Source organism: Paraburkholderia sp. BL23I1N1 (assembly GCF_003610295.1).
Taxonomy (GTDB): domain Bacteria; phylum Pseudomonadota; class Gammaproteobacteria; order Burkholderiales; family Burkholderiaceae; genus Paraburkholderia.
Genome location: NZ_RAPV01000001.1, coordinates 6119424 through 6138343, shown reverse-complemented (window position 1 = coordinate 6138343; position 18920 = coordinate 6119424). Strand labels below are relative to the sequence as shown.

Below are 18920 nucleotides of genomic sequence, written 5' to 3'. Positions count from 1 at the left end.
CCATGAATAAAATCAGCATCAGGACCCGCCTGGTCCTATTGGTTGCCGCGCTGCTCGCTTTGCTCACGACGGCATCGGGCTTCGCTGTCCTGCGGCTGAGTCAAGCCAATGCATCGATTGAAACCATTTACAACGATCGCGTAGTGTCTCTCGGTCAGCTGAAAGGTGTATCGGATGGTAATGCCGTGAACATCATCGAGACGGCGCAAAAAGTTCGGGATGGGATCATACCGGCAGCAGAGGGAATAAAAAGGATTACTGATGCTCGCAGCCGCATTGGCAGGGACTGGAGAAATTACTCGGCGACCTATCTTACGAACCGTGAGAAACAGCTAGTTAGCGAGGCCACACCACTCATGGATCGGAGCGACGCTGCTGCTGCGCGTCTGCTCGAACTGCTACGGTCAAACGACGCGGAAAGCTTGCGCGCATTCGTCGCAAACGACATGTATCCGGCATTCGATCCCTTGTTGGTGGTACTCGGCCAGCTAGTGCAGCTTCAGATGGATGTGGCGCAGCGAGAGTATGTCAAGTCGCACGAAGCGTATCAGCGCGCACGGTGGGGGAACTCCATCGTGACCGTGTTTGTGCTGGCCGCCGCTACCATGGTCTGCTGGTTGCTGATTCGCTCGATCGTGAGGCCACTCGCCGAAGCGGTGCGGGTTGCCGAGACTGTTGCGGCCGGCGACCTGACCTATCGAATCGATGTGACGGGGCGCGACGAGACAAGCCAGTTGCTGGGGGCACTCAAGCAGATGAACGGCAGCCTCGTGGAAATCGTCGGTGGAGTGCGGGCAAGTGGCGAGTCAATCGGGGCGGCGACAAAGCAGATCGCGGCAGGCAACATCGACCTGTCTTCTCGCACTGAGGAGCAGGCGGCATCCCTCGAAGAGACCGCTGCAAGCATGGAGGAGTTGACCGGCACGGTTCGGCAGAATGCGGAAAACGCCCGTCAGGCAAGTGCGCTGGCCAGCAGCGCAGCGGATATTGCGAACCGCGGAAACGACGCAGTGGCACGCGTCATCGGTACGATGGGCGAAATCAGCGAAAGCTCGACGAAGATTGCCGCCATCATTGCCTTGATCGAGGGTATCGCATTCCAGACCAATATTCTGGCACTAAACGCTGCGGTAGAGGCCGCGCGTGCCGGCGAGCAGGGGCGTGGTTTCGCCGTGGTCGCCGGGGAGGTGCGAGTACTTGCCCAACGTTCGTCGAGTGCTGCGAAGGAGATCAAAGCGCTGATCGAGACGTCAGTCGCGCGCGTGGCAACCGGCACGGAACTCGTCAATCAGGCCGGCAGCACAATGCATGAAATCAATAACGCCGTGTCCAGAGTGACCAGCATTATGGGCGAAATTGCGGCGGCGTCGGGCGAGCAAAGTAAAGGTATCGATCAGGTTGGTCATGCGATCACCCAGATGGATGACGTCACGCAACAGAATGCTGCCCTTGTGGAACAGGCGGCGGCTGCCGCGCAGTCACTTGAGGACCAGGCCACAAGGCTCAATGCGGCCGTGGCAACGTTCAAGCTCAATACGGATGCAAGAGCGGTCGTGCACTCACCTTTGGGGCCGGTTGTCAGCGGGCGTGAGTCGGGGGCGTACCGGCGTGCGTTGGATTCGCGTTGCCAGACGACGTGAAGGGCAGCGGGTCCATCATTCAAAAGTAAGGCGGCTGACGGAGAACCTAACAGCGCGATTGCGCAGCATCTGCAACTCACGCGTGCCACGGTGGGCAAGTGGCGTCTGTCTGCGGTTCCTGGAGCAGCGCATTAACCCGAAGTTCCCCCATCCACCCAAGCCACCAAGCGGGTGCAAGCCCCCGTGTTTCAAGGCATCCGCGCTTTCGAAGCCCTTCCTGTGGATTACAAAATGTAGTCACTAAAATTTCTTGAAATCTACGCAATATTACCTATATTTGTTCTATGGCAAGCAGGACTGGAACCGCTCACGTCGTCACCACAACGCGCACTTACAAGGGCACGGTGTACCGCACGCACCTGCTGCGACGTAGCTACCGCGAGGACGGCAAGGTCAAGAACGAGACGCTGGGCAACCTCTCGCATCTGCCCGAGCCGCTGATCGAGATCATTCGGCGCTCGCTGCAGGGCGAGACGTTCGTCCCGCTGGGCCAGGCGTTCGAAGTCACCGGCTCCCTCGCTCACGGCCATGTGCAGGCCGTTGAGTTGGCGATGCAGCGCCTGGACTTCGCGTCGCTGCTGGGCAGCAAGCCCTCACCTGAGCGCGAACGGGTGCTGGCGATGGTGGCCGCGCGCATCGTGGCGCCGCACACAAAGCTGGCCACCACGCGCTGGTGGCACACCACCACGCTGGCGACGGACTTCGGCGTGGCCGACGCGAACGAGGACGATCTGTACGCGGCGATGGACTGGCTGCTCGCGCGCCAGGACGCGATCCAGAAGAAGCTCGCCGCGCGGCATTTGAGCGCCGGCGGCCTGGTGCTGTACGACCTGAGTTCGAGCTACTTCGAGGGCACCACCTGCCCGCTGGCCCGGCTGGGCCACAACCGCGACGGCAAGAAGGGACTGCTGCAGGTCAATTACGGACTGCTCACCGATGCGCGGGGCTGCCCGGTAGCGGTGTCGGTGTATGAAGGCAACGTGGCCGACAGCAGCACCTTCCTGCCCGAGGTGCAGCGCCTGCGCGAGAGCTTCGGCGTCGGGCAGCTGGTGATGGTCGGCGATCGCGGCATGATCTCCAGCAAGGCCATCGACGAGCTGCGCGAGACGCAGGGCATCGACTGGATCACGGCCTTGAAGAGTGCATCGATCCGCGCACTGGTCGAGCAGGGCCAACTGCAGCTGGGGCTGTTCGATGAGCACAACCTCATGGAGATCGCCTCGCCGGAGTATCCCGGCGAGCGGCTGGTGGCGTGTCGCAATCCGCAGCTCGCGACGCTGCGAGCGCACAAGCGGCAGGACCTGCTCGCTGCTACCGAAAAGAACCTGCAGCAGATCAAGGAACGCGTGGAAGCGGGCAGACTCAAGGGCGCCGATGCGATTGGGCTGCGCGTGGGCAAGGTGGTCAACCAGTACAAGGTGGCCAAACACTTTGAACTGCAGATCAGCGACGGGAGCTTCTCGTTTACGCGCAAGCACGAGGCGATCGCCGCGGAGGCCGCGCTGGACGGCATCTACATCATCCGTACTTCGGTCGAGGCCACGCGCATGGAGGCGGCCGAGTGCGTGCGCAACTACAAGGCGCTGGCCAACGTCGAGCGGGCCTTCCGCAGCCTCAAGACGGTGGACCTGAAGGTGCGCCCAATCCACCATCGCACGGCTGCTCGGGTGCGCGCGCACATTCTGCTGTGCATGCTCGCCTACTACGTGGAATGGCACATGCTCGAAGCCTGGCGCGAACTGATGTTCGCCGACACCGACCTGGCGGCCAAGGCCACGCGCGACCCGGTGGCGCCGGCGCAGCGCTCGCAGCAGGCGCAGGAGAAGGTGGTGAGTCGCACCGTGGCGGATGGCTCGCCCGTCCACAGCTTCTCCACGCTGATGGCCGAGCTGGGCAGCATTGTGCGCAACACCTGCCGCACACCAGGAGCTGGCCCCGAGGCGCCGACGTTCGACATCATCACCACGCCCAATGTGACGCAGCGTCACGCACTCGATCTGATCAGACAGATCCACCCGTAGACAGAAACCGGATCTCCGAATTTATGCCGGTGCCTGTGGCACGGGGGCAAACTCGCCCGGCCAATACTGGAACTTCGGATTAACGGGCTGTATGACGAAGTGCGTCCCGGCAAGCCGCGCACGATCGACGATGAACGGCTGGCCCAACTGATTCACAAGACCCTGCACACGAAACCTGTGGATGGCTCTACACACTGGAGCGCGCGCACGATCGCCGCCGAAACTGCCATCTCGCCGACCAGTGTGCACCGTTACTTCAAGTTGCTGGAGCTGCAACCGCACCGCAGCGAAAGCTTCAAGCTGTCGACCGATCAATTCATCATCGAGAAGCTGCGTGATGTGGTGGGTCTGTATCTGAGCCCGCCGGAGAATGCACTGGTACTGTGCGTGGACGAGAAGAGCCAGTGTCAGGCGCTTGAGCGTACGCAACCCATGCTGCCGATGGGTTTCGGATACGTCGAAGGCGTCACGCACGATTACGTTCGTCATGGTACGACCACGATGTTCGCCGCCCCTGAACGTGCTCAACGGCGCCGTACTCGCCACCTGCAAGCCGCGTCACCGGCATCAGGAGTTCCTGTCGTTTCTGCGTGAAATCGACAAGGCAGTGCCGACCGACCTTGACGTGCACTGCATCGTGGACAACTACAGCGCCCACAAGCATCCGAAGGTCAAAGCGTGGCTGGCAGCACGCCCTCGGTGGCATATGCATTTCATTCCGACTTACAGTTCGTGGCTTAACCAGGTCGAACGCTTCTTCGCGCTGATCACCGGCAAGGCCATACGCTGTGGCTCGTTTGGTTCGGTCAGGCAACTGGTTAAACGTATCGATCAATTCGTCTCTCACTACAATCAGGACTGCAAGCCATTCATGTGGACCGCTACCGCCGATTCGATCCTTGCCAGGCTACAAAGACTATGTACGCGAATCAGCGGCACAGAACACTAGGCCCAGTTCAATGAAAAGGTTGCTCTTGAGTGTGGTGCGTCGCTTTTGCATCAATCGTGGAAAAGGATTTATTTTGGCGACGGTTTTCCACCTGTCGTTCTGGGCGCTGCGCTGGGATCTCCTCGGGCGGCGCTCGGCGGGCTCCCCGACCTGTATACCCAATACCATTTCCTATGTCTTCGCAGGCTTGGGCGAGTCGTTTATCGGCGATCGGATCGATACGACGGGGTATGCCTCTGTGATCTTCTCGGTATCGCGGCGGCGTCCGCATTGAGTGCTCTATCTGTCCGCTGATGATCGAGCGATAGAAATCTGCAGTTGGGCAAGCGTGTTGCCGTCCTTGCCCAGGTTCTCCAGGGCGCTAGTACGTACTTGGTGCCCAAAACCGGCGATAGCCTATCCTGCGCTCACTCATTTCCATTGCGTTTTTTGTTGCCCGTAGTAAACGTTTTGCGCAGAGGTAGCGGCTTTCACGCAAATGACAGATTGAGCCCTGTAGAAACGCTGCGTCACCCCGTGCGAAGAGATGACGTAATGGTCGCCGCGAAAGCGCAAATGCAGCGCGCTTCCGGGTGCGAAAAAAATCCGTACGTCCGTACGTCATGCTCTCCGGCTTAAGATTAAACCGCGTGCGAGAACGTTGCATACCTGGTGCGTAAGAGATGTGTATCGGTGTGCTTATCTCGTGCGTCGAGGTGGTTACACCAGACGCAAACCGCGTGCGTTAAAAATGCGCTTTGGCGGAACGACGCAATGCGTTATGGCTGCGTACCCGAAAAACGGGCGAGAGCTTATCGCTGCGTATCGCCTGCGCCCGGCGGATACAGGACATGTCCAGTGCCGTGCGCTATACAGGATGCAAGGTGAGCGTGAAGTGAGCGCAGAAATGGCGAACCTATGGCCAAACCGCATGCGTTGAGGGTTCACAAGGATGTGCAAACCGGTTGCGTTAGCGGCGGTGACGTTGCGGCGTCAAGGTGTCCATGTTCATCGCAAACGCAACGCATAACGGTGGCGACAAGCTCTCTATGCTCAGCGCAGATCGCCTGCGCAATGGCGGTGAATGGGAATGCGTCAGAGGAGAAACGTTGCGCGCGCACGACACGCGAAAAAAAGTGCGTTGTTCTCCCGTGTTCCCATGAGTTCCATGGAGTACCCACGGTGCCTTGCGGTGCAAACGGACGGCGTTGACACGTGCTTTATGCGTGAGCAGGATGGAGCGCAGGCGGAGTGGTCCGATGTGCGCTGGAGGTGGCGATGCCTGTTGCCAGGGTCTATACGAAATCGCAATGGGATGCGTTTGCCCGGACGCTCGATGCGCTGCCGGAAAAACCGCAGGCCGAACGCGGCCTGAGTGTTCGCGAAGCGATGAAAGAGGTGCGTGCCCCTATCCGTCACGCGCAGGGGAAGGGATATGCGCTGGAGCAGATCGCGGAGCAGGCGAAACGGGCAGGCATCGATATTACGGCTGGCATGATCCGCTATGCGCTGCGTTCTGAAGGGAAGGGAAGCCGTGCAGGAAAGGGAAACAGCGCAGGCAGCATGGCGCGTCCTGCGACCGGAGCGCCAGCAACGGGAACTGTCACAACACTGCCCCGCGCGCATGGAGCAGCGCACGGTGGCGTATCACGTGCGAACAGCCTGCGCAATGAGGGGCGCACTGAAGATGGCAATGAAGGCCGCAATGAAGCGCATCCACATGGGGGAAAAGCAGAAGTCAAACCGCAACCCATGCCGGTACAGGGCTCGCTCGTATTTGCGATCAAACCCGATACCGACGACCTGTAAAGGACGGCAATGGCAACGACCCTCAACCCCATCTATCTGGTAGGTGGCAGCAAAGGCGGCGTGGGCAAAAGCATCGTTGCGCTGGCGCTGGCCGATCATCTGCAACGGCGCGACGAGAGCCTCGTTCTGGTCGAGACGGACACGTCCAATCCGGATGTCATGAAGGCGGTCCACGGCGAGATCGAATGCGCGGCGTTTGACCTCGACGAGGCGGACGGCTGGATTGGACTGGTCAACTACTGCGATGCGAAGCGCGATGCGGTGGTGATCGTCAATACGGCGGCACGCAATCAGGCGGGTGTGGCGCGCTATGGCGCGACGCTTGCCAGTACGCTTGATGAACTGTCGCGGCGGCTCGTCGTGTTCTGGGTCATCAACCGGCAGCGCGATAGTCTGGAGTTGCTGCGCGAATTCGGCGCGACGTTTCCCGATGCGACCACCCACGTCGTGCGCAACGCTTACTTTGGCATTGCCGACAAGTTCACGCTCTATCAGGATTCGAACATCCGCAAGGGGATCGAAGCGAAGGGGAAATCACTGGATTTTCCGGACCTTGCGGATCGCGTGGCCGATGACCTTCGCAGCCAGCGCCTGTCGGTGCGCAAGGCGGCAGAGACGCTGCCCATCGGGCAGCGTGCCGAACTGCTGCGCTGGCGCTCGCTCTATGACGCAATGTTTACCGGTGTGATTGTCGATGACTGATGGGACATCCGGTGCCTGGACGCACCCGGGACGTCTGCGCCGCTCGCGGCGCACCCGCCCGCCCGATCCGCTTGCGCGCCTGTTCCTCGACGTGTCGGGCGAGGTCCCGAACGAGGCGAGCATCGCGCGCATGCGACGCGTGTCGGCGGCGCTGAACCTGCACGATAACGATGCGCTGTGGTCGGTACTCGCCGTGCTCGAATACTATGCGCGGCTATATGAGGTGATGCCGGATCGCATCAGGAAAGTGGGCGAAGGCGGCCTCGATACGATGCGCGCCGAAGTGAGGGAAGCGACGGATGTGCTGATGGCGCAGCACCGCGATGCGCTCGCGCGTTGCAAGGAAACGATACGGCTTGCCGAGCACATGATCCACGAGCATGAGGAACGCTACCGGGCCGCTCTCGCGGGACTGAACGAGGCCGCGCTCGATGCGCTGGTGGACCGCTCTGCCAACCGGATCGCGCGTGCTGCCGGCAACCGTCTGATGGGCGCGTTTGCCGTCGCCACACGTGAGCAGCGCGCGCGACTTGACGGGGCCATCGCGGTTTTCGAGCGGGCGACGCTGGAAGCGGGGCGGCAGGCGCAGGCCGGGGCGCAAATACTGGAGCGCCGGTACTGGCGCGCGCTCAGGGCCGTGCTGGCGCTCGGGTTAACAGTGCTGGCCGGTGCGGCAGCGATAGCTGTCTGGCTGGCCGTGTGGCGGGGATAACAAACAGGTGCGACAGGCGCGAGAAGTGGAAAGGGGATCCCCGGCCTGTCGCGTGATGCGCTCGTGCATGACGTTGCGCCGTGCGATGAATGCGCTGATGTCTATCAGCAACCTGACCAGATCGTCGGCCTCCAGTGCCAGCATGGGAGTCACGAAGCCCGTGTCGGTGGCCCGCGTGACAGCGATACGGAAATGCTCGGCGTTGCGGTATTCATCGTCGGTCACTTCAACCGGGGTTGTGAAAACGTGGCCGGAGCCGTTGTTGATCGCGATCACGATGACCTTGATGCATTGTTTCATGATTGCCCCTGTCCGGATATGCACGCCTGACGGCATGCGGTTACGCAGCGTTCTGCGTCATGGACGCGTCGTCAGGCGGCGCCTCGGTTGCGGCGCTCGCAACAGTTGCGGCAGTCGGGAACGGCCACGCGGGGGCGGACCGTTGCGGTCTGTCGCGGCGGGCTCCTGTGTCCCGGTCGGGCCGTCCACCGGCGACGGGGTTCCGGTGCCTTCGCCGGGTTCCGTGCCGTTGATGCGGTCGTGGCCGTGACTGTCGCCGTGGTCGTCGCCTTGCGCGTCGCCGTCCTGCGCTTCATCGCCGGTGTCGCCTTCCTCGTCGTCACCCTCATCCGCGTCATGGGCCACGCCGTAGGAACGGGCTGCCGGGATTTCGCGATCGGTGAGGATTTCAGGCAACCATGCCGACTTTGCGAGTCGCAGTTCGGCGGCGGCTGCCGCATCGGCCTTCTTCATCTTGCCGAGGTCGGCGGCGATCTTCGGTGACACGGCGCTGGCGACGACTTCCGCGATGCGCGCCTTGCTGACGTGATCGAAATACGAGGCGCGCGTGGGCGTCCAGTACCGCGTCATGTCGAGGTTCAGCGCGCTGGCAAGCGCATTGATGGCGTGAGGCGTTTCTTCCCCGGCGATGCCGTCGAGCAGCGTGCCGGTGCAGCAGGCGAGCAGGTCCAGCAGGGTCGTGCCGGGGTCCTGTTCGATCAGCCACGGCAGCAGGTCCGCGCGCCGCGCGGGCAGTTCGCGGCCCCAGTGCTCGCGCTGCGCCTCGAGGACGCCCCATGCGGTGGTGGCGGGCAGGTCGTCCGCCGCGTCGAGCAGGCTGTCCCGGTTGCTGTTGCACGACAATGCCAGTGCGTGCGGCGCGAAGCTGAGTCCGTACCGTTCCGGAAAGATTTCCGGAATCCTGCGTTGCAGGAGCGCGGCGAGCGCGACGCACGGCTGTGCGATGAGTTCCGCATGAACGGCGGCGGTACGGTGCGCGGTCAGGCGCTGGCAGAGCTTCGCGCTGTGAACAGGCTTCTCTTTCTGCACCGGTTGTGCTGTCGGGTCCGGTTCACTGTCCGCTTCGGGCGTGCCGGTCACGGTCGCGCCCGCCGCATCCAGTGCCGCACTGTTCTCACGTCGCACCAGACCCCGCTCGACCACCAGTTCGCCCTGCGGGCTCAGGATCACGAACGCGCCTGCCTCGGCCATCTGCTGAACGTCCCACGTCAGCATGCGGCTTTCGAGCGCGATGAGGGTGGTGTTCACCCGGTCGATTTCGGTTTCGAGCCGTTCGGCTTCCTCGTACGCGTTCTCGCTGTCCTCGCCCAGGGCGTCAAACTGTTCGGCCGGTTCGTCCTGCCTCGCGATGAGCGCGTCCATTTCCCGCTGTTCGTCGTTGGTGAGGGCGCGCTGCACCGGTTACAGCCTGCCGTAGCGGTTCAGTTCAAACACATCGTGCTCGATGCGGCCCTCGGCCTAGCCCCATCCCTCATTTCGGACTGCTTCGGCGACGGCGTCGAGCTTCTGTGCGGCGAGACGCTGCAGCAGCTCGGCATCGGCAATGTATCCCGCGTTTTCATCGTCGCTGAAGGGGTCACGTCTCACGTAACCTCCCTGTGCTTCATAGGCGTCCAGCCCCACGAAGCGCACCAGACGGCTGCTGCTCGCGTCGATCTCGGTGCGCGTGATCGCCTGACGCAGATAGTTGGGCTGGCGTTGCCACTCGTTTGCATCGAACCAGATGCGTTCCTGCGTTTCGTGATCCTCGGTAAGCGCGAGCGCCGAAAGCTGGTCGAGCGTGATGGCGTCCTCGCGCAGCAGGGCAAGCAGCTTCGGGGAGGTGCTGGCGAGCTTCATGCGTCGTTTTACCGTGATCGGCGCAGCCGAGAAAAGTGCCGCGATGTAATCGACGCTGCGACCTTCCCCGGCCAGCATCCGGTAGGCGCGCAGCACGTCGAACGGGTCGAGTCCTTCGCGTTCGTTGTTCTCGATCAGCGAAATGGCGAGGGCTTCGCCTTCGCTGACGATGCGCACCGGCACCGGGTAGTCAGCGGTAATGTGACCCTGCCCGAACAGCAGGTCGAGTGCGGCCTGTCGGCGCTGACCGGCACAGACGCCAAGCTTGCGATGCTTGCCTCGCGAGCCCTTCATTTCGTGAACAATGAGGTTTTGCAGCAGCCCTTTCGCCCTGATGTTCGTGGCGAGCGCGTCAATGCCCGACAGCGGTTTCGTACGGGCGTTGAGCGGCGAGCGCCGCAGGGCGGAATACGGCACGGTCACGACCGGCTGCTCGTTGCCGAAACTGGTTTCGAGCAGTGGCGCAGCGTTAGCCGTCGCGTCTGTGATGACGTCGGCTTCGGCGGCGTTTGCGGTATCGTTCGCAGTGTCGTTCATTCGCGTGTTGACTTCGGCTTGCATGATTCACTCCAGATAGAAAATGGAAGGTTCCGGGTCGCGTTGGTACGGAATTCCGTCAGGGCTGGACCCGGATAGGAATCCTGACAGAATGAACCGGAATCGGGCGGCGATGGGCCGCCGCCCGTGCCGTGCTTACGCCTTCATCTGGCGCATCGCGTCTGCGAGCATCCACAGCGCACGGTTCAGTTTCACGTTCTGGTCGATGCCGGTGACGGGGCGGGTGGACATGGAGCGTCCGCTGCGCGAGCGTCCATGCAGGCCGCCCTTGGTCAAGGACTCCTGAATCCGGTTAAAAACGGTCCAGAGATCGTCGCGGCAATCCTCGAAGCGGCGCACGTTCAGAAGCTGGCTTTCGGTAACCGGGGCGGGCGCTTGCGCGTCGGTCGGGTCGTAACGCAGCGCGAGGGCGGAGCGGGCGAACGCGTGCTGTTCGTCGCGGCTGAGTGTTACGGCGCGCATGCCGTCCTTCTGTTCGCGGATCAGGTCAAAGCCGTCGAGCACCTCGAATGCGCCGATGACGACGTTCTGCACGATATTGCCCTTGTGGGGTATGCGAACCTCGCCGACGGTTTCGCCCGCGACCATGCCGTTCTGGCAAACAAACCGGTAGACGCCACCCAGCATTTGATAAGAGCTGGTCCCATCGTGCGAATTGAGGAGAATGATTTCGTTGACGTCCTCGCCGGTAATCTCGTTCGCGGGGCGCATGCGGATCAGATGTTTTGTGAATTCGCGCCTGTCCTGATCGCGCACGCGGGTCTGGCAGACCATGAACGGCTGGAAGCCTTCGTTGCGCAGGCCGCGCAGCACGTCGATGGTCGGGATGTAGGTGTAGCGCTCCGAGCGGCTTTGGTGCTTGCCGTCCGCGAAGATGGACGGGGCGACGCGGCGAATCTGGTCGTCCGAGAGGGGGGAGTCGGAGCGGAGCATCGGGGAGCCATAACGGAAGGAGGAAGCAAGTTGCATGTCAGTCTCCAGAGAGAGAAACAATCAAAAAGGGTTGATCGGTGTTGCGCTGACCGGGCTCCAAGATTCGCCCCGCTGTAGGGGTTGGGCTCGTCCTGGTGGAACCCGGGGCTGGCTTTGCTGCCGCCAGTCTCCTGAGTTCGCGCCCGTGCGACTCAAGGAGCCGATGGGGGGCAAACGTCAAGGAAAAAAGGCGAGGGAGGGGTGCGGGCAACACGGTCCCTCGCCCCTTGACGTTTGCCCCCCATCGGCTACTGTCGCGGGTGTCGGGCGGGAACTGAGGAGACTGGTGAATGCAAGGCGTCGGGTTTGAGCGGGATGAGCCGCCGCGCGGCGAGCGCGAATGTGGAGGCCGCCTGCGGCCTTCACCTGATTGGGGGTTAAAAGGTGTTGGGTGTTGGGTGTTGGGTGTCGGAGGTTGAGGTTTTGCGCCAGAGGTTGAAGCCCGGGAGGGCCGGGACGCCGCCGGCGGCCCGGTGCGAAGCACGAAAGCCCGCCCGCAGCGCAAGCGGAGGGGGTGCCCTGAGAGGGCGTTGGGATCGCAGTGACGTAGCTTCCGGCATCGTTGCTAGAATGCCGGACTGAAGAACGGACCGTTGCGACCCATGCCTTTGCCAGTCGATATTGAACTGCTCGCGGATGTGAGCATGAATGCCCTGGATGCGACGCGACAGCGTGACCAGATGTCCGGGCGTGCGCGCACCAGCGCCTTCACCGGATCGCGCATCAGGATGCGGGACCACGAACTGCTGGTGGTCGAAATTGGCCCCTTCGGGCAGGGGCCGGGCCGTACGGTGACCTTCCGCGCGCAATCGGTGGGGGCGGTCGTCGCACCGGCGGGTGCGATTCTCGATACGCGCTGGGGCATCTGCGAAGTGGTGGCCTGAACCTGGGTGCGAGGTTGCGCACAACGGGCGTTCAGGCGGCGTTACCGTGTGCGCATGTACACGGGATAAAGCGACGGGCTCAGTTCGCACAGGTCCGCACGGCGTTCGACCAGGTCGTGATGACGCCTTTGGCACCTCAGATTCAGCAGATCAGGACGAGGCGCATTTCCCGTTCGCGGCAAGCCGTCGGGAGGGTTGCGCGAGACCGGTTTTCCCGATCAGCGGCCAGGCGGTAAACCAGGCCAGATCGGAGTTGTTGCCGGCTCCTTCGTAGCCCGCATTGAACCTCACGAGCAGGGGGCAGACGCCGGTCGCCTGTGAAACGTTGCTTGAATACGAACCGCTCGCACACCCTGACATTCCACTGGAGCATTCAATCCTGAAGGGCGTCGCAAGGATTGCGTGCCTTTGCTGACCGTCTTCTGCGTTCGGCTAGCATGGTCCTTCGGCACTCTGGCGAGCCGCAATGGCAGGCGTACCGCTGGCGGAGTTCACGTGTGTGACGACCTTCCACGAAGAGCGCGTAGTCGATGCTGAGCTCCTCGCCAGCCCGTATCGGCTGAACGGTAAGTATGAATATCCGGCCGTTGTGATCCTCAGCCTCGCAGTTGGGGCGGCACGCATGGTTGATCCAGCGGGCGCTGTTGCCGCCTACTGCCCCGTCGATAACAGTGCCGTCGCCGAGGTCGAAATAAAAAGTGTGGTCCGGATGTGCCGGATCACGTGGATGGCGGCGCAGTGCTTCGTCCCACGGGATACGTTCGCCGAGGTACTCACAGACGAGTTCGCCCGGGGCAAGCTCACGCGTGGCGAACACCCCTCTGCCGTGGACCGTCGACCGCCGGACAGCAATCCGGCGGCTGCGATCACGGATGGCATTGGAGGGTTTCAACGCGGGAGCATCAGAGGTGTTCGTCAGGGGCATTGTCGACACAGTTGCAGGGCGGATGGAACCGGACAGGAGCAAAAGCATAGGGTGCACGGCCGAATTCACCTTTGCAACCGGCGCGGGCGGTTCCTGCATCAAAGGCAAAAACGGAAGGACGGACAACCAGCATGGCGTGACGTGCTGCCGCGAAGCGGGGGCAGGGCCTGAAAGAGCTACAGGATCCTCAGATCCCGGATCCTGCCGATCTGCGGTGAGCGTTTCAGGATCAGCTCGGCGATGAATTCAGGGAGCAGGGCGCGAGGAATGCTCGCCGGAACATCGTCAACCCGTTGTGAAGCGATGCGCGCGATAAAGTCATTGGGGGCACTTGCCAGACTGTGCTCATAGCTCACGCAGTAGTCCATGATGCAGCGTGCTCCCAAAGATATTTTTCATGCGCCTGCTGATTCTATCAGCAGCGGAGCGGTGCGCTCCACGGTGACTGCAGGGAAGCTGGCATCGACCGAGCGGTTACGCTGGTCGCTGGCAGATGACGTGTCTGGCCTGAAGCTGAAACTGGAGTCGACGGATTTTCGCCGGGGACGCGTACCGGTGCGACGGGATGGCGGTAAATCTGGCGCGTGTCGGAACATGGCCGAGATCTGGACACATCGGGAGGGCAATTAATAAGACCCGTTGGGTAGAAAGTCAGATGATCGGGGAACATGGACGGTTCATGCCATTTGGAAACAACAAAACATTGGTGGGTGTCAGCCCGCGGGACGGTTTCAGATCGTCGACGGGCGGCAATGAACCGTGAGCCGTCGCAATGCTTCGTGAGATAGATGCCGTAATGACGTCGGCTCTTTGCGGCGCGCGCTCAAGCAGTGCAACACGGGCAACTGGAAAAATGCTGTGGGAAGGACAGGGATGGCCATTGCAACGAGGTGCGATCGAAACAACGGCAAGACCGTGCACGACCCCTGATAGGAGTGTCGAGGCATCGCCGATTCAGGTGTTGCATCGCTATCTGGCGCAATCGGCGATAACACGTCGGCTGCAAGAAAACGCTTCAACCGTTCTTCGGCCTCTACAATCCGATGGGAGGGCATCGCAGTGAGCTGTTCGTCATGCAGCAACAGGACGTGTTCAAGAGCACGCCTGTCAGCTTCGGATAATGGCCGGCCACCTCCCGTTTTGGCGCACACGGCAACAGAGTGAAGTGCCGTTTCCGAGATTCGAAACGGCGCGAGGTCGCGAGGGCCACTGGTTGCTTCCTGAACGAAGTAGGCAATGTACAGGGTTCTGAACAGCCGACCGATCAGCTCAACGTTGCAATTCCCTGCACGCAGCGCGGCAAGCGCAAGGTGGTGTCCCAGAGTGCGATCGCGCGAGATCGTCGCCGGGAGAGGTAACAACATGTCCCGTGTCATCGGCCGTCTGCCGGTGGTTTGCTTTGACCTGCGTGACTTTGGGTTGGATGCCATAGAACATTCTTCGATTCGTTAGCGTATTTTCCGACACGGAAAATCCATGTGCGGGCGGCGTCAGGTCAAAGATATGGAAAGCAGACGCACGGAAAAATCTGGCAAAGAATATCAAGGCGCGCCTGCTGAAGCGACTGGCATCTGGACATTACCAGGCATCAGAGAGACTGCCGCCAGTAAGAATAAACGGGTCGACGAGGGGCGAAGAAATGTCGGAATGAATCCGATGGCCAACCAGAACTCGGTGCTCGATCTTTCCGGACCTAATTCGACTCTACCGGAACGGGCGGCTCCGCCAATCGGGCTCCGGCTCACGCTTCAGGAAGTATCCGCTCTGGAAGCAGCCATCAGTTCGTCCACGATGTCGCACTGGGGCTGGAAGGTCGACGCTGCTGGCAGAGTTACCGCTGAAAGTGGCCAAGTGGTCTTCCGTGCAGGCTTTGCCTCGGCGATCCGTAAAACCGTCGATCACGTTGCGGATTTCTAATATGATGAAAACACGCGCAATGCTTTGAAGTTGTTGAAATGTTATATACAGCACTAGCAAAAACGGCGCGGCGCACATTCGCGAGTCGGCTGCTCGCAAACGGGCATTCGTTAGAAACCGTGCAAGTTCTGCTTGGGCATGCGCATCTGGACCACGTTTCGCCATACCTTGAAGTTTCGCCACGTGAGCGGCGTGCCGCGGTCGCTGGGTTCGACGGATGGTTAGATTAAAGAAAATGAGGATTCCGGCCGTTAAATCACTGACGCTATCAATGCTTGCAATCTCTACCTTGCATGCTATCATTGATATCAATGAGGCAAGGAGTAGATATGGCAAACCTTTTGGTACGTGGGGTGGATGACGCGCTTGTTCAAAGCTTGCGCGAGTTGGCGGCTGCTCATGGCCGCAGCTCAGAAGCTGAGCACAGGGAAATTCTTGCCAGAGCGCTGCGACGACCGAAGCGAAAGAGCTTTGCGGAAGTGCTGATGGCCATGCCCGATGTGGGCGAAGACGCAGATTTCCAGCGCGTTGACGACGCGGGTGAGGTCGCGCGTGTATTTGATTGATACGAACGTCATCAGTGAAGCAAGGAAGCGCGATCGCGCGAACAGCGGCGTCAGAAAGTTTTTCAGACAGGCGGCAAAGAGCGACGCGGAGATCTACATGTCGGTCGTGACCGTCGGGGAACTGCGTCGGGGCGTTGAGCTGGTCCGGCACCGTGGCGACGCCGCGCAAGCGAACTTGCTTGAAACATGGCTTCAAACAATCCTGATTGAGTACGCGCAGAACATCCTTCCGATTGACGAAGACGTTGGACAGGTTTGGGGGCGTCTTCGAGTGTCGCATCCCGAGCACGTCTTGGATAAATTGATCGCAGCGACGGCTTTGATTCACGATCTAGTCGTCGTGACGCGGAACATTGACGATTTTTCGGCGACGGGTGTTCGTCTGTTGAACCCATTTGAATAACGGAAAAGAATCTTTCCCGTTGTCCAATCACGACGCGCTCGATGCGCATAAATGCGGCCTGAGAAATGTCGTTATCAAATCGATCTATGGCATCCGTAGGCCGAGTACGCTGACAATGATCGCGATGGCCGCGCAGTTGACGTGCTCATATGCAAGCATCTGCTTCAGGGTCTTGCTGGTGGGGCCGACGCGTTTCGCGATCTCCTTCGTGCCTTTGTCTTTGACGGCATGGCCGAGGGACGTACGGATTTCTCCTGAGTCGCCGCTCTCGTAGGCCTCAGCGAGGTAGTGGCGGATGGTCTCGTCGTCGGTCAGCTACTCGGACGCGTCGAATGGTTTTGCTTTTGTCATGTGGACAAAATAAAGAAGCCCGCGATGCCGGTCGGCGTGTCGCGGGCTTGGCGCCGTGAGTAGGGGTGTTAGGCGAACGACATTTCGAGGCTGATGCCTGAATAGTTCACCCGTGGTGCGACCTCGCGGCCATCGCCCTTCTCGAAGTACACAATGCCGTACCGCTCCATCGTCTTAAGCGTGCGCGAAAGGTTGGACTTGGCCCGTCCGGACGTTACGGACAGCTCCGTCAATGAAGCCGGATTCGTCTTGGCAATCAGAGCGAGCAACGCCTGATTTTTTCCCGACAGCACTTGCGCGAACGACTCAGGCGACGAAAACCAGATCTTCGGCTCGTCAGGTGACGGCTTGTATTCGCCCCGCGCGATTGCCATCGTCCGGGCCTTGAATTGCTCCATCGGGGCAATCCCGACTTTCAGGATGTGTTCGTTAGTCATCGCTCTCGCTCCTTTCCTTCATCACTGTTTCGACTTCGGTCCAGAAGTCTGCAAGCAGTGTCGCGGCATCCATATAATCGTAAAACCGGATGCGCTCGCCAGCGTGCTTGTGGTCGTACTCGATCCGAGTCCGTGCGCCGGGGCCTGCACCTTCCCTGACCGGATGCGCGTTATCGAATCCCAACAGGCGCGTACCCTTCTCATCGTGCAACGTCAGGGAATATTTCATTCCGTGTGGGCGCTCCGGTGATACTGCGATGCGCGCTACTTCAAATTTCACCCAGCAACACCCGGTCTCGTCGACGGTGTACATCACGCCGTCCAGCTCGAGCAGGGTGTCCAGGCTGTGGACTCGATCTGTCATGGCCGTAATGTTATCATCGGATGACAACTAAAGCAAGGGATGCTCGGTTTCCGGGAACACGTCGATGACGAACGCGACATAGACGAAGCCCTGCCAGCTCGCCAGTGGAGTAAGAGACCGAGCGTAGTCGAACTATTTCCCGGTCTCTCCTCCCCGAACCGGACTTGCGCCTCTCAGCGCATCCGGCTCTCCATTCAAGCGTTGCTCATAGCAAAGGCGACATCGGCATAGCGAGACTCGATGGTGTTGCGTGTCTCATCGCGCATGATGTACGGATTTTCCGACGGCGTACGCCACCTGAACTGACCCTTGCGGCTGGTGACCAGGCGCCGCAGCGCCACCGCCCCATACCAACCCCGACTGTTCTGGCCTTGTAACATCCATGTTGCAGCCTGTCCCGGCTCCGGTGCCCGGATATGGTCGCGCATCAGCGACCGGAACCCGCTCCTGCAGTTGCTTCTTCCAGTCCGTGATCTGGTTCGGATGGACATCAAACTGCTGGGCCAACTCTGCCAGCGTCTTGTCGCCCTTGAGCGCCGCGAGTGCCACCTTTGCCTTGAACGCCGGTGAGTGTGTCCGTCGGTTTCGTTTCGTCATCTTCTGGTTCCTTGTCGCCGGCCATTATGACCGACTCACGCCCCAGCTTTTCCACTCAACGAACTGTCCGAATTCTCGGCGCCACCTCTCTGCTTGCCGCATACGTTTTACGGAACGCGGAATAAAAAAATCAACGTCAGGAAGCGTGGCGCCGATGATTTTCAGTTCAAGCTGATTTTGCATAGGACTACGGGGGAACTCCTGGGAAAACTATCGTGCAATGGATGCGCCGCGAAACGCAATTTTGTTCTCGCAAGGCGATTTGCCCAACTCGACCTCGCCCGCTAAATCCGGAAGTACGCTTTGCGCACATTTGATGCGCTAGCCACTCCCCCGTCGTTCGTATTGGAAACAGTGCCGTGCGGATAGGGAGTCATCGGCAACAGACGGAAGGTGGAGACGGCGATGAAAATCCGTTTTTCTCTGAAAGAAGTGGCAGAGGCGCTTTCCTTGTCGCCGACGACCGTACAGAAACTGGTGCGCGAAAAAAGCTTCCCTGAACCGCGGTTACTATCCGGCCGCAGGGTGGGATGGCTCGCACACGAGGTCCGGAAGTGGGCTGACGCTCGCCCCGTTGCTGACCTGCTGCCGCCGGAGAAAGCGGGCGCTAGAAAGCGGCAAATTCCTCAAGGCGAGCGGCCAGCTTCGTGATCCATTCGCGTTTTCCGGCATCGTAGCTGTAGAGGTTGTCGCCGCCCACCCCCCAACGACACTCAGCTTAATGTTACGAATGATGTTGTCGGCTACCTCGTTGATGCACCTCTCCGCGCCGAGGATCGTCCGTGCGGTTTTCGACCAGGGTTGTGCAGCGTCCGTCCCGTCACCAGGATCGGGAGATCAGTCATTGGCTCGCTGCTTGCCTTCCAATAGGGTTGGTAGCGCACAATGATGTACGCGATAGCCGCCCGCGTAAGGCGTTCTGTGGTCGGGGCGAGGCGACGTCCAGCATTCTGGGCAGTGTAAGGAAACAGATAGTGGGCGCCGCAAATCACCCA

At 60.7% G+C, this 18920-nt stretch carries 23 protein-coding genes and 3 pseudogenes; 15 read left to right on the top strand and 11 right to left on the bottom strand.

Translation table 11 applies throughout. The features are described 5' to 3' along the window. Positions 1-2 precede the first annotated feature (2 nt). From B0G76_RS44620 to B0G76_RS28695, 8 genes and pseudogenes are all read left to right on the top strand, one after another. Positions 3-1640, top strand: a complete 1638-nt coding sequence (locus B0G76_RS44620) for a methyl-accepting chemotaxis protein (protein ID WP_120295477.1) — start codon at positions 3-5, stop codon at positions 1638-1640. 30 nt (positions 1641-1670) lie between these two features. After that, positions 1671-1803, top strand: a pseudogene (locus B0G76_RS44960) (helix-turn-helix domain-containing protein); the annotation flags it as partial. 121 nt (positions 1804-1924) lie between these two features. Further along, positions 1925-3661, top strand: a complete 1737-nt coding sequence (locus B0G76_RS28715) for an IS1634 family transposase (RefSeq protein WP_120290289.1) — start codon at positions 1925-1927, stop codon at positions 3659-3661. Between the two features lie 66 nt (positions 3662-3727). Continuing rightward, positions 3728-4610 (top strand): annotated as a pseudogene (locus tag B0G76_RS28710) (IS630 family transposase); the annotation flags it as partial. A 10-nt stretch (positions 4611-4620) separates the two neighbouring features. Beyond that, complete coding sequence (locus B0G76_RS42575) at positions 4621-4884, top strand: hypothetical protein (protein ID WP_147394098.1); 264 nt, start codon at positions 4621-4623, stop codon at positions 4882-4884. Positions 4885-5867: 983 nt separating this feature from the next. Then, positions 5868-6398, top strand: a complete 531-nt coding sequence (locus B0G76_RS28705; protein WP_120295476.1) for a hypothetical protein — start codon at positions 5868-5870, stop codon at positions 6396-6398. 9 nt (positions 6399-6407) lie between these two features. After that, the gene (locus tag B0G76_RS28700; RefSeq protein WP_120295475.1) at positions 6408-7100 is read left to right on the top strand and encodes a protein mobD; all 693 of its coding nucleotides are present in this window, start codon (positions 6408-6410) and stop codon (positions 7098-7100) included. Next, positions 7093-7812, top strand: a complete 720-nt coding sequence (locus tag B0G76_RS28695; RefSeq protein ID WP_259460750.1) for a hypothetical protein — start codon at positions 7093-7095, stop codon at positions 7810-7812. The genes B0G76_RS28700 and B0G76_RS28695 overlap by 8 nt, the downstream gene beginning before the upstream one ends. Here the strand turns inward: B0G76_RS28695 and B0G76_RS28690 are convergent. The 4 genes from B0G76_RS28690 to B0G76_RS28680 form a co-directional block, all read right to left on the bottom strand. Beyond that, on the bottom strand, positions 7753-8112 hold the full coding sequence (locus B0G76_RS28690; RefSeq protein ID WP_120295474.1) for a hypothetical protein: 360 nt from the start codon (positions 8110-8112) through the stop codon (positions 7753-7755). The genes B0G76_RS28695 and B0G76_RS28690 overlap by 60 nt on opposite strands. Before the next feature lie 57 nt (positions 8113-8169). Further along, the gene (locus tag B0G76_RS44955; RefSeq protein WP_409076735.1) at positions 8170-9510 is read right to left on the bottom strand and encodes a hypothetical protein; all 1341 of its coding nucleotides are present in this window, start codon (positions 9508-9510) and stop codon (positions 8170-8172) included. Between the two features lie 60 nt (positions 9511-9570). Next, positions 9571-10512, bottom strand: a complete 942-nt coding sequence (locus tag B0G76_RS44950) for a ParB/RepB/Spo0J family partition protein (RefSeq protein WP_409076734.1) — start codon at positions 10510-10512, stop codon at positions 9571-9573. Between the two features lie 132 nt (positions 10513-10644). Further along, positions 10645-11478, bottom strand: a complete 834-nt coding sequence (locus B0G76_RS28680) for a DUF932 domain-containing protein (protein ID WP_120295473.1) — start codon at positions 11476-11478, stop codon at positions 10645-10647. Positions 11479-12083: 605 nt separating this feature from the next. Here B0G76_RS28680 and B0G76_RS28675 point away from each other — a divergent pair. After that, positions 12084-12365: a hypothetical protein gene (locus B0G76_RS28675; RefSeq protein WP_120295472.1), complete on the top strand. Its 282-nt coding sequence runs from the start codon at positions 12084-12086 to the stop codon at positions 12363-12365. A gap of 373 nt (positions 12366-12738) precedes the next feature. On the opposite strand, the gene B0G76_RS28665 is transcribed toward B0G76_RS28675, so the two are convergent. Then, positions 12739-13290 carry an SET domain-containing protein gene (locus B0G76_RS28665; protein ID WP_120296894.1) on the bottom strand — a complete coding sequence of 184 codons (552 nt, stop codon included), beginning with the start codon at positions 13288-13290 and terminating at the stop codon, positions 12739-12741. Between the two features lie 176 nt (positions 13291-13466). Further along, positions 13467-13658, bottom strand: a complete 192-nt coding sequence (locus B0G76_RS28660) for a hypothetical protein (protein ID WP_120295470.1) — start codon at positions 13656-13658, stop codon at positions 13467-13469. Here B0G76_RS28660 and B0G76_RS42570 point away from each other — a divergent pair. After that, the gene (locus B0G76_RS42570) at positions 13657-13920 is read left to right on the top strand and encodes a hypothetical protein (RefSeq protein WP_147394097.1); all 264 of its coding nucleotides are present in this window, start codon (positions 13657-13659) and stop codon (positions 13918-13920) included. The genes B0G76_RS28660 and B0G76_RS42570 overlap by 2 nt on opposite strands. Positions 13921-14021: 101 nt before the next feature. On the opposite strand, the gene B0G76_RS42565 is transcribed toward B0G76_RS42570, so the two are convergent. Further along, a complete protein-coding gene (locus B0G76_RS42565; RefSeq protein ID WP_147394096.1) occupies positions 14022-14654 on the bottom strand; it encodes a hypothetical protein in 633 nt (210 codons plus the stop codon). A gap of 139 nt (positions 14655-14793) precedes the next feature. Here B0G76_RS42565 and gmtX point away from each other — a divergent pair, with 139 nt between their 5' ends. The 4 genes from gmtX to B0G76_RS28640 all read left to right on the top strand — a co-directional run bounded on the left by gmtX (position 14794) and on the right by B0G76_RS28640 (position 16176). Continuing rightward, positions 14794-15207, top strand: a complete 414-nt coding sequence (gmtX, locus tag B0G76_RS28655; protein ID WP_147394095.1) for a gamma-mobile-trio protein GmtX — start codon at positions 14794-14796, stop codon at positions 15205-15207. A 38-nt stretch (positions 15208-15245) separates the two neighbouring features. Further along, on the top strand, positions 15246-15437 hold the full coding sequence (locus B0G76_RS28650; protein WP_120295468.1) for a tyrosine-type recombinase/integrase: 192 nt from the start codon (positions 15246-15248) through the stop codon (positions 15435-15437). A 99-nt stretch (positions 15438-15536) separates the two neighbouring features. Then, positions 15537-15773, top strand: coding sequence for a FitA-like ribbon-helix-helix domain-containing protein (locus B0G76_RS28645; protein WP_120295467.1), 237 nt, complete (start codon positions 15537-15539; stop codon positions 15771-15773). Then, positions 15760-16176: a type II toxin-antitoxin system VapC family toxin gene (locus B0G76_RS28640; protein WP_120295466.1), complete on the top strand. Its 417-nt coding sequence runs from the start codon at positions 15760-15762 to the stop codon at positions 16174-16176. The genes B0G76_RS28645 and B0G76_RS28640 overlap by 14 nt, the downstream gene beginning before the upstream one ends. Positions 16177-16260: 84 nt before the next feature. Here the strand turns inward: B0G76_RS28640 and B0G76_RS44945 are convergent, their stop codons facing one another. From B0G76_RS44945 to B0G76_RS28620, 4 genes and pseudogenes are all read right to left on the bottom strand, one after another. After that, entirely contained in the window at positions 16261-16491 is a 231-nt protein-coding gene (locus B0G76_RS44945; protein ID WP_409076767.1) for a hypothetical protein, read from the bottom strand. Between the two features lie 104 nt (positions 16492-16595). After that, the gene (locus tag B0G76_RS28635; protein WP_120295465.1) at positions 16596-16964 is read right to left on the bottom strand and encodes a helix-turn-helix domain-containing protein; all 369 of its coding nucleotides are present in this window, start codon (positions 16962-16964) and stop codon (positions 16596-16598) included. After that, positions 16957-17328 carry a DUF6516 family protein gene (locus B0G76_RS28630; RefSeq protein ID WP_120295464.1) on the bottom strand — a complete coding sequence of 124 codons (372 nt, stop codon included), beginning with the start codon at positions 17326-17328 and terminating at the stop codon, positions 16957-16959. The genes B0G76_RS28635 and B0G76_RS28630 overlap by 8 nt, the downstream gene beginning before the upstream one ends. 444 nt (positions 17329-17772) lie before the next feature. Beyond that, a pseudogene (locus tag B0G76_RS28620) lies at positions 17773-17925 on the bottom strand (transposase); the annotation flags it as partial. A gap of 405 nt (positions 17926-18330) precedes the next feature. Here B0G76_RS28620 and B0G76_RS28615 point away from each other — a divergent pair. Next, positions 18331-18576: an AlpA family transcriptional regulator gene (locus B0G76_RS28615; protein ID WP_120296893.1), complete on the top strand. Its 246-nt coding sequence runs from the start codon at positions 18331-18333 to the stop codon at positions 18574-18576. Positions 18577-18920: the final 344 nt, after the last annotated feature.

Coding starts and splice junctions, on each gene's coding strand:
- gmtX (WP_147394095.1), top strand. CDS start 14,794: ATGGAAAGCAGACGCACGGAAAAATCTGGCAAAGAATATCAAGGCGCG.
- B0G76_RS28615 (WP_120296893.1), top strand. CDS start 18,331: ATGAAAATCCGTTTTTCTCTGAAAGAAGTGGCAGAGGCGCTTTCCTTG.
- B0G76_RS44620 (WP_120295477.1), top strand. CDS start 3: ATGAATAAAATCAGCATCAGGACCCGCCTGGTCCTATTGGTTGCCGCG.
- B0G76_RS28650 (WP_120295468.1), top strand. CDS start 15,246: ATGTTATATACAGCACTAGCAAAAACGGCGCGGCGCACATTCGCGAGT.
- B0G76_RS28660 (WP_120295470.1), bottom strand. CDS start 13,658: ATGGACTACTGCGTGAGCTATGAGCACAGTCTGGCAAGTGCCCCCAAT.
- B0G76_RS28665 (WP_120296894.1), bottom strand. CDS start 13,290: ATGCCCCTGACGAACACCTCTGATGCTCCCGCGTTGAAACCCTCCAAT.
- B0G76_RS28700 (WP_120295475.1), top strand. CDS start 6,408: ATGGCAACGACCCTCAACCCCATCTATCTGGTAGGTGGCAGCAAAGGC.
- B0G76_RS28715 (WP_120290289.1), top strand. CDS start 1,925: ATGGCAAGCAGGACTGGAACCGCTCACGTCGTCACCACAACGCGCACT.
- B0G76_RS28635 (WP_120295465.1), bottom strand. CDS start 16,964: ATGACTAACGAACACATCCTGAAAGTCGGGATTGCCCCGATGGAGCAA.
- B0G76_RS42565 (WP_147394096.1), bottom strand. CDS start 14,654: ATGTTGTTACCTCTCCCGGCGACGATCTCGCGCGATCGCACTCTGGGA.
- B0G76_RS28645 (WP_120295467.1), top strand. CDS start 15,537: ATGGCAAACCTTTTGGTACGTGGGGTGGATGACGCGCTTGTTCAAAGC.
- B0G76_RS44950 (WP_409076734.1), bottom strand. CDS start 10,512: ATGCAAGCCGAAGTCAACACGCGAATGAACGACACTGCGAACGATACC.
- B0G76_RS28630 (WP_120295464.1), bottom strand. CDS start 17,328: ATGACAGATCGAGTCCACAGCCTGGACACCCTGCTCGAGCTGGACGGC.
- B0G76_RS42570 (WP_147394097.1), top strand. CDS start 13,657: ATGATGCAGCGTGCTCCCAAAGATATTTTTCATGCGCCTGCTGATTCT.
- B0G76_RS28690 (WP_120295474.1), bottom strand. CDS start 8,112: ATGAAACAATGCATCAAGGTCATCGTGATCGCGATCAACAACGGCTCC.
- B0G76_RS28705 (WP_120295476.1), top strand. CDS start 5,868: ATGCCTGTTGCCAGGGTCTATACGAAATCGCAATGGGATGCGTTTGCC.
- B0G76_RS42575 (WP_147394098.1), top strand. CDS start 4,621: ATGAAAAGGTTGCTCTTGAGTGTGGTGCGTCGCTTTTGCATCAATCGT.
- B0G76_RS28680 (WP_120295473.1), bottom strand. CDS start 11,478: ATGCAACTTGCTTCCTCCTTCCGTTATGGCTCCCCGATGCTCCGCTCC.
- B0G76_RS28675 (WP_120295472.1), top strand. CDS start 12,084: ATGCCTTTGCCAGTCGATATTGAACTGCTCGCGGATGTGAGCATGAAT.
- B0G76_RS28695 (WP_259460750.1), top strand. CDS start 7,093: ATGACTGATGGGACATCCGGTGCCTGGACGCACCCGGGACGTCTGCGC.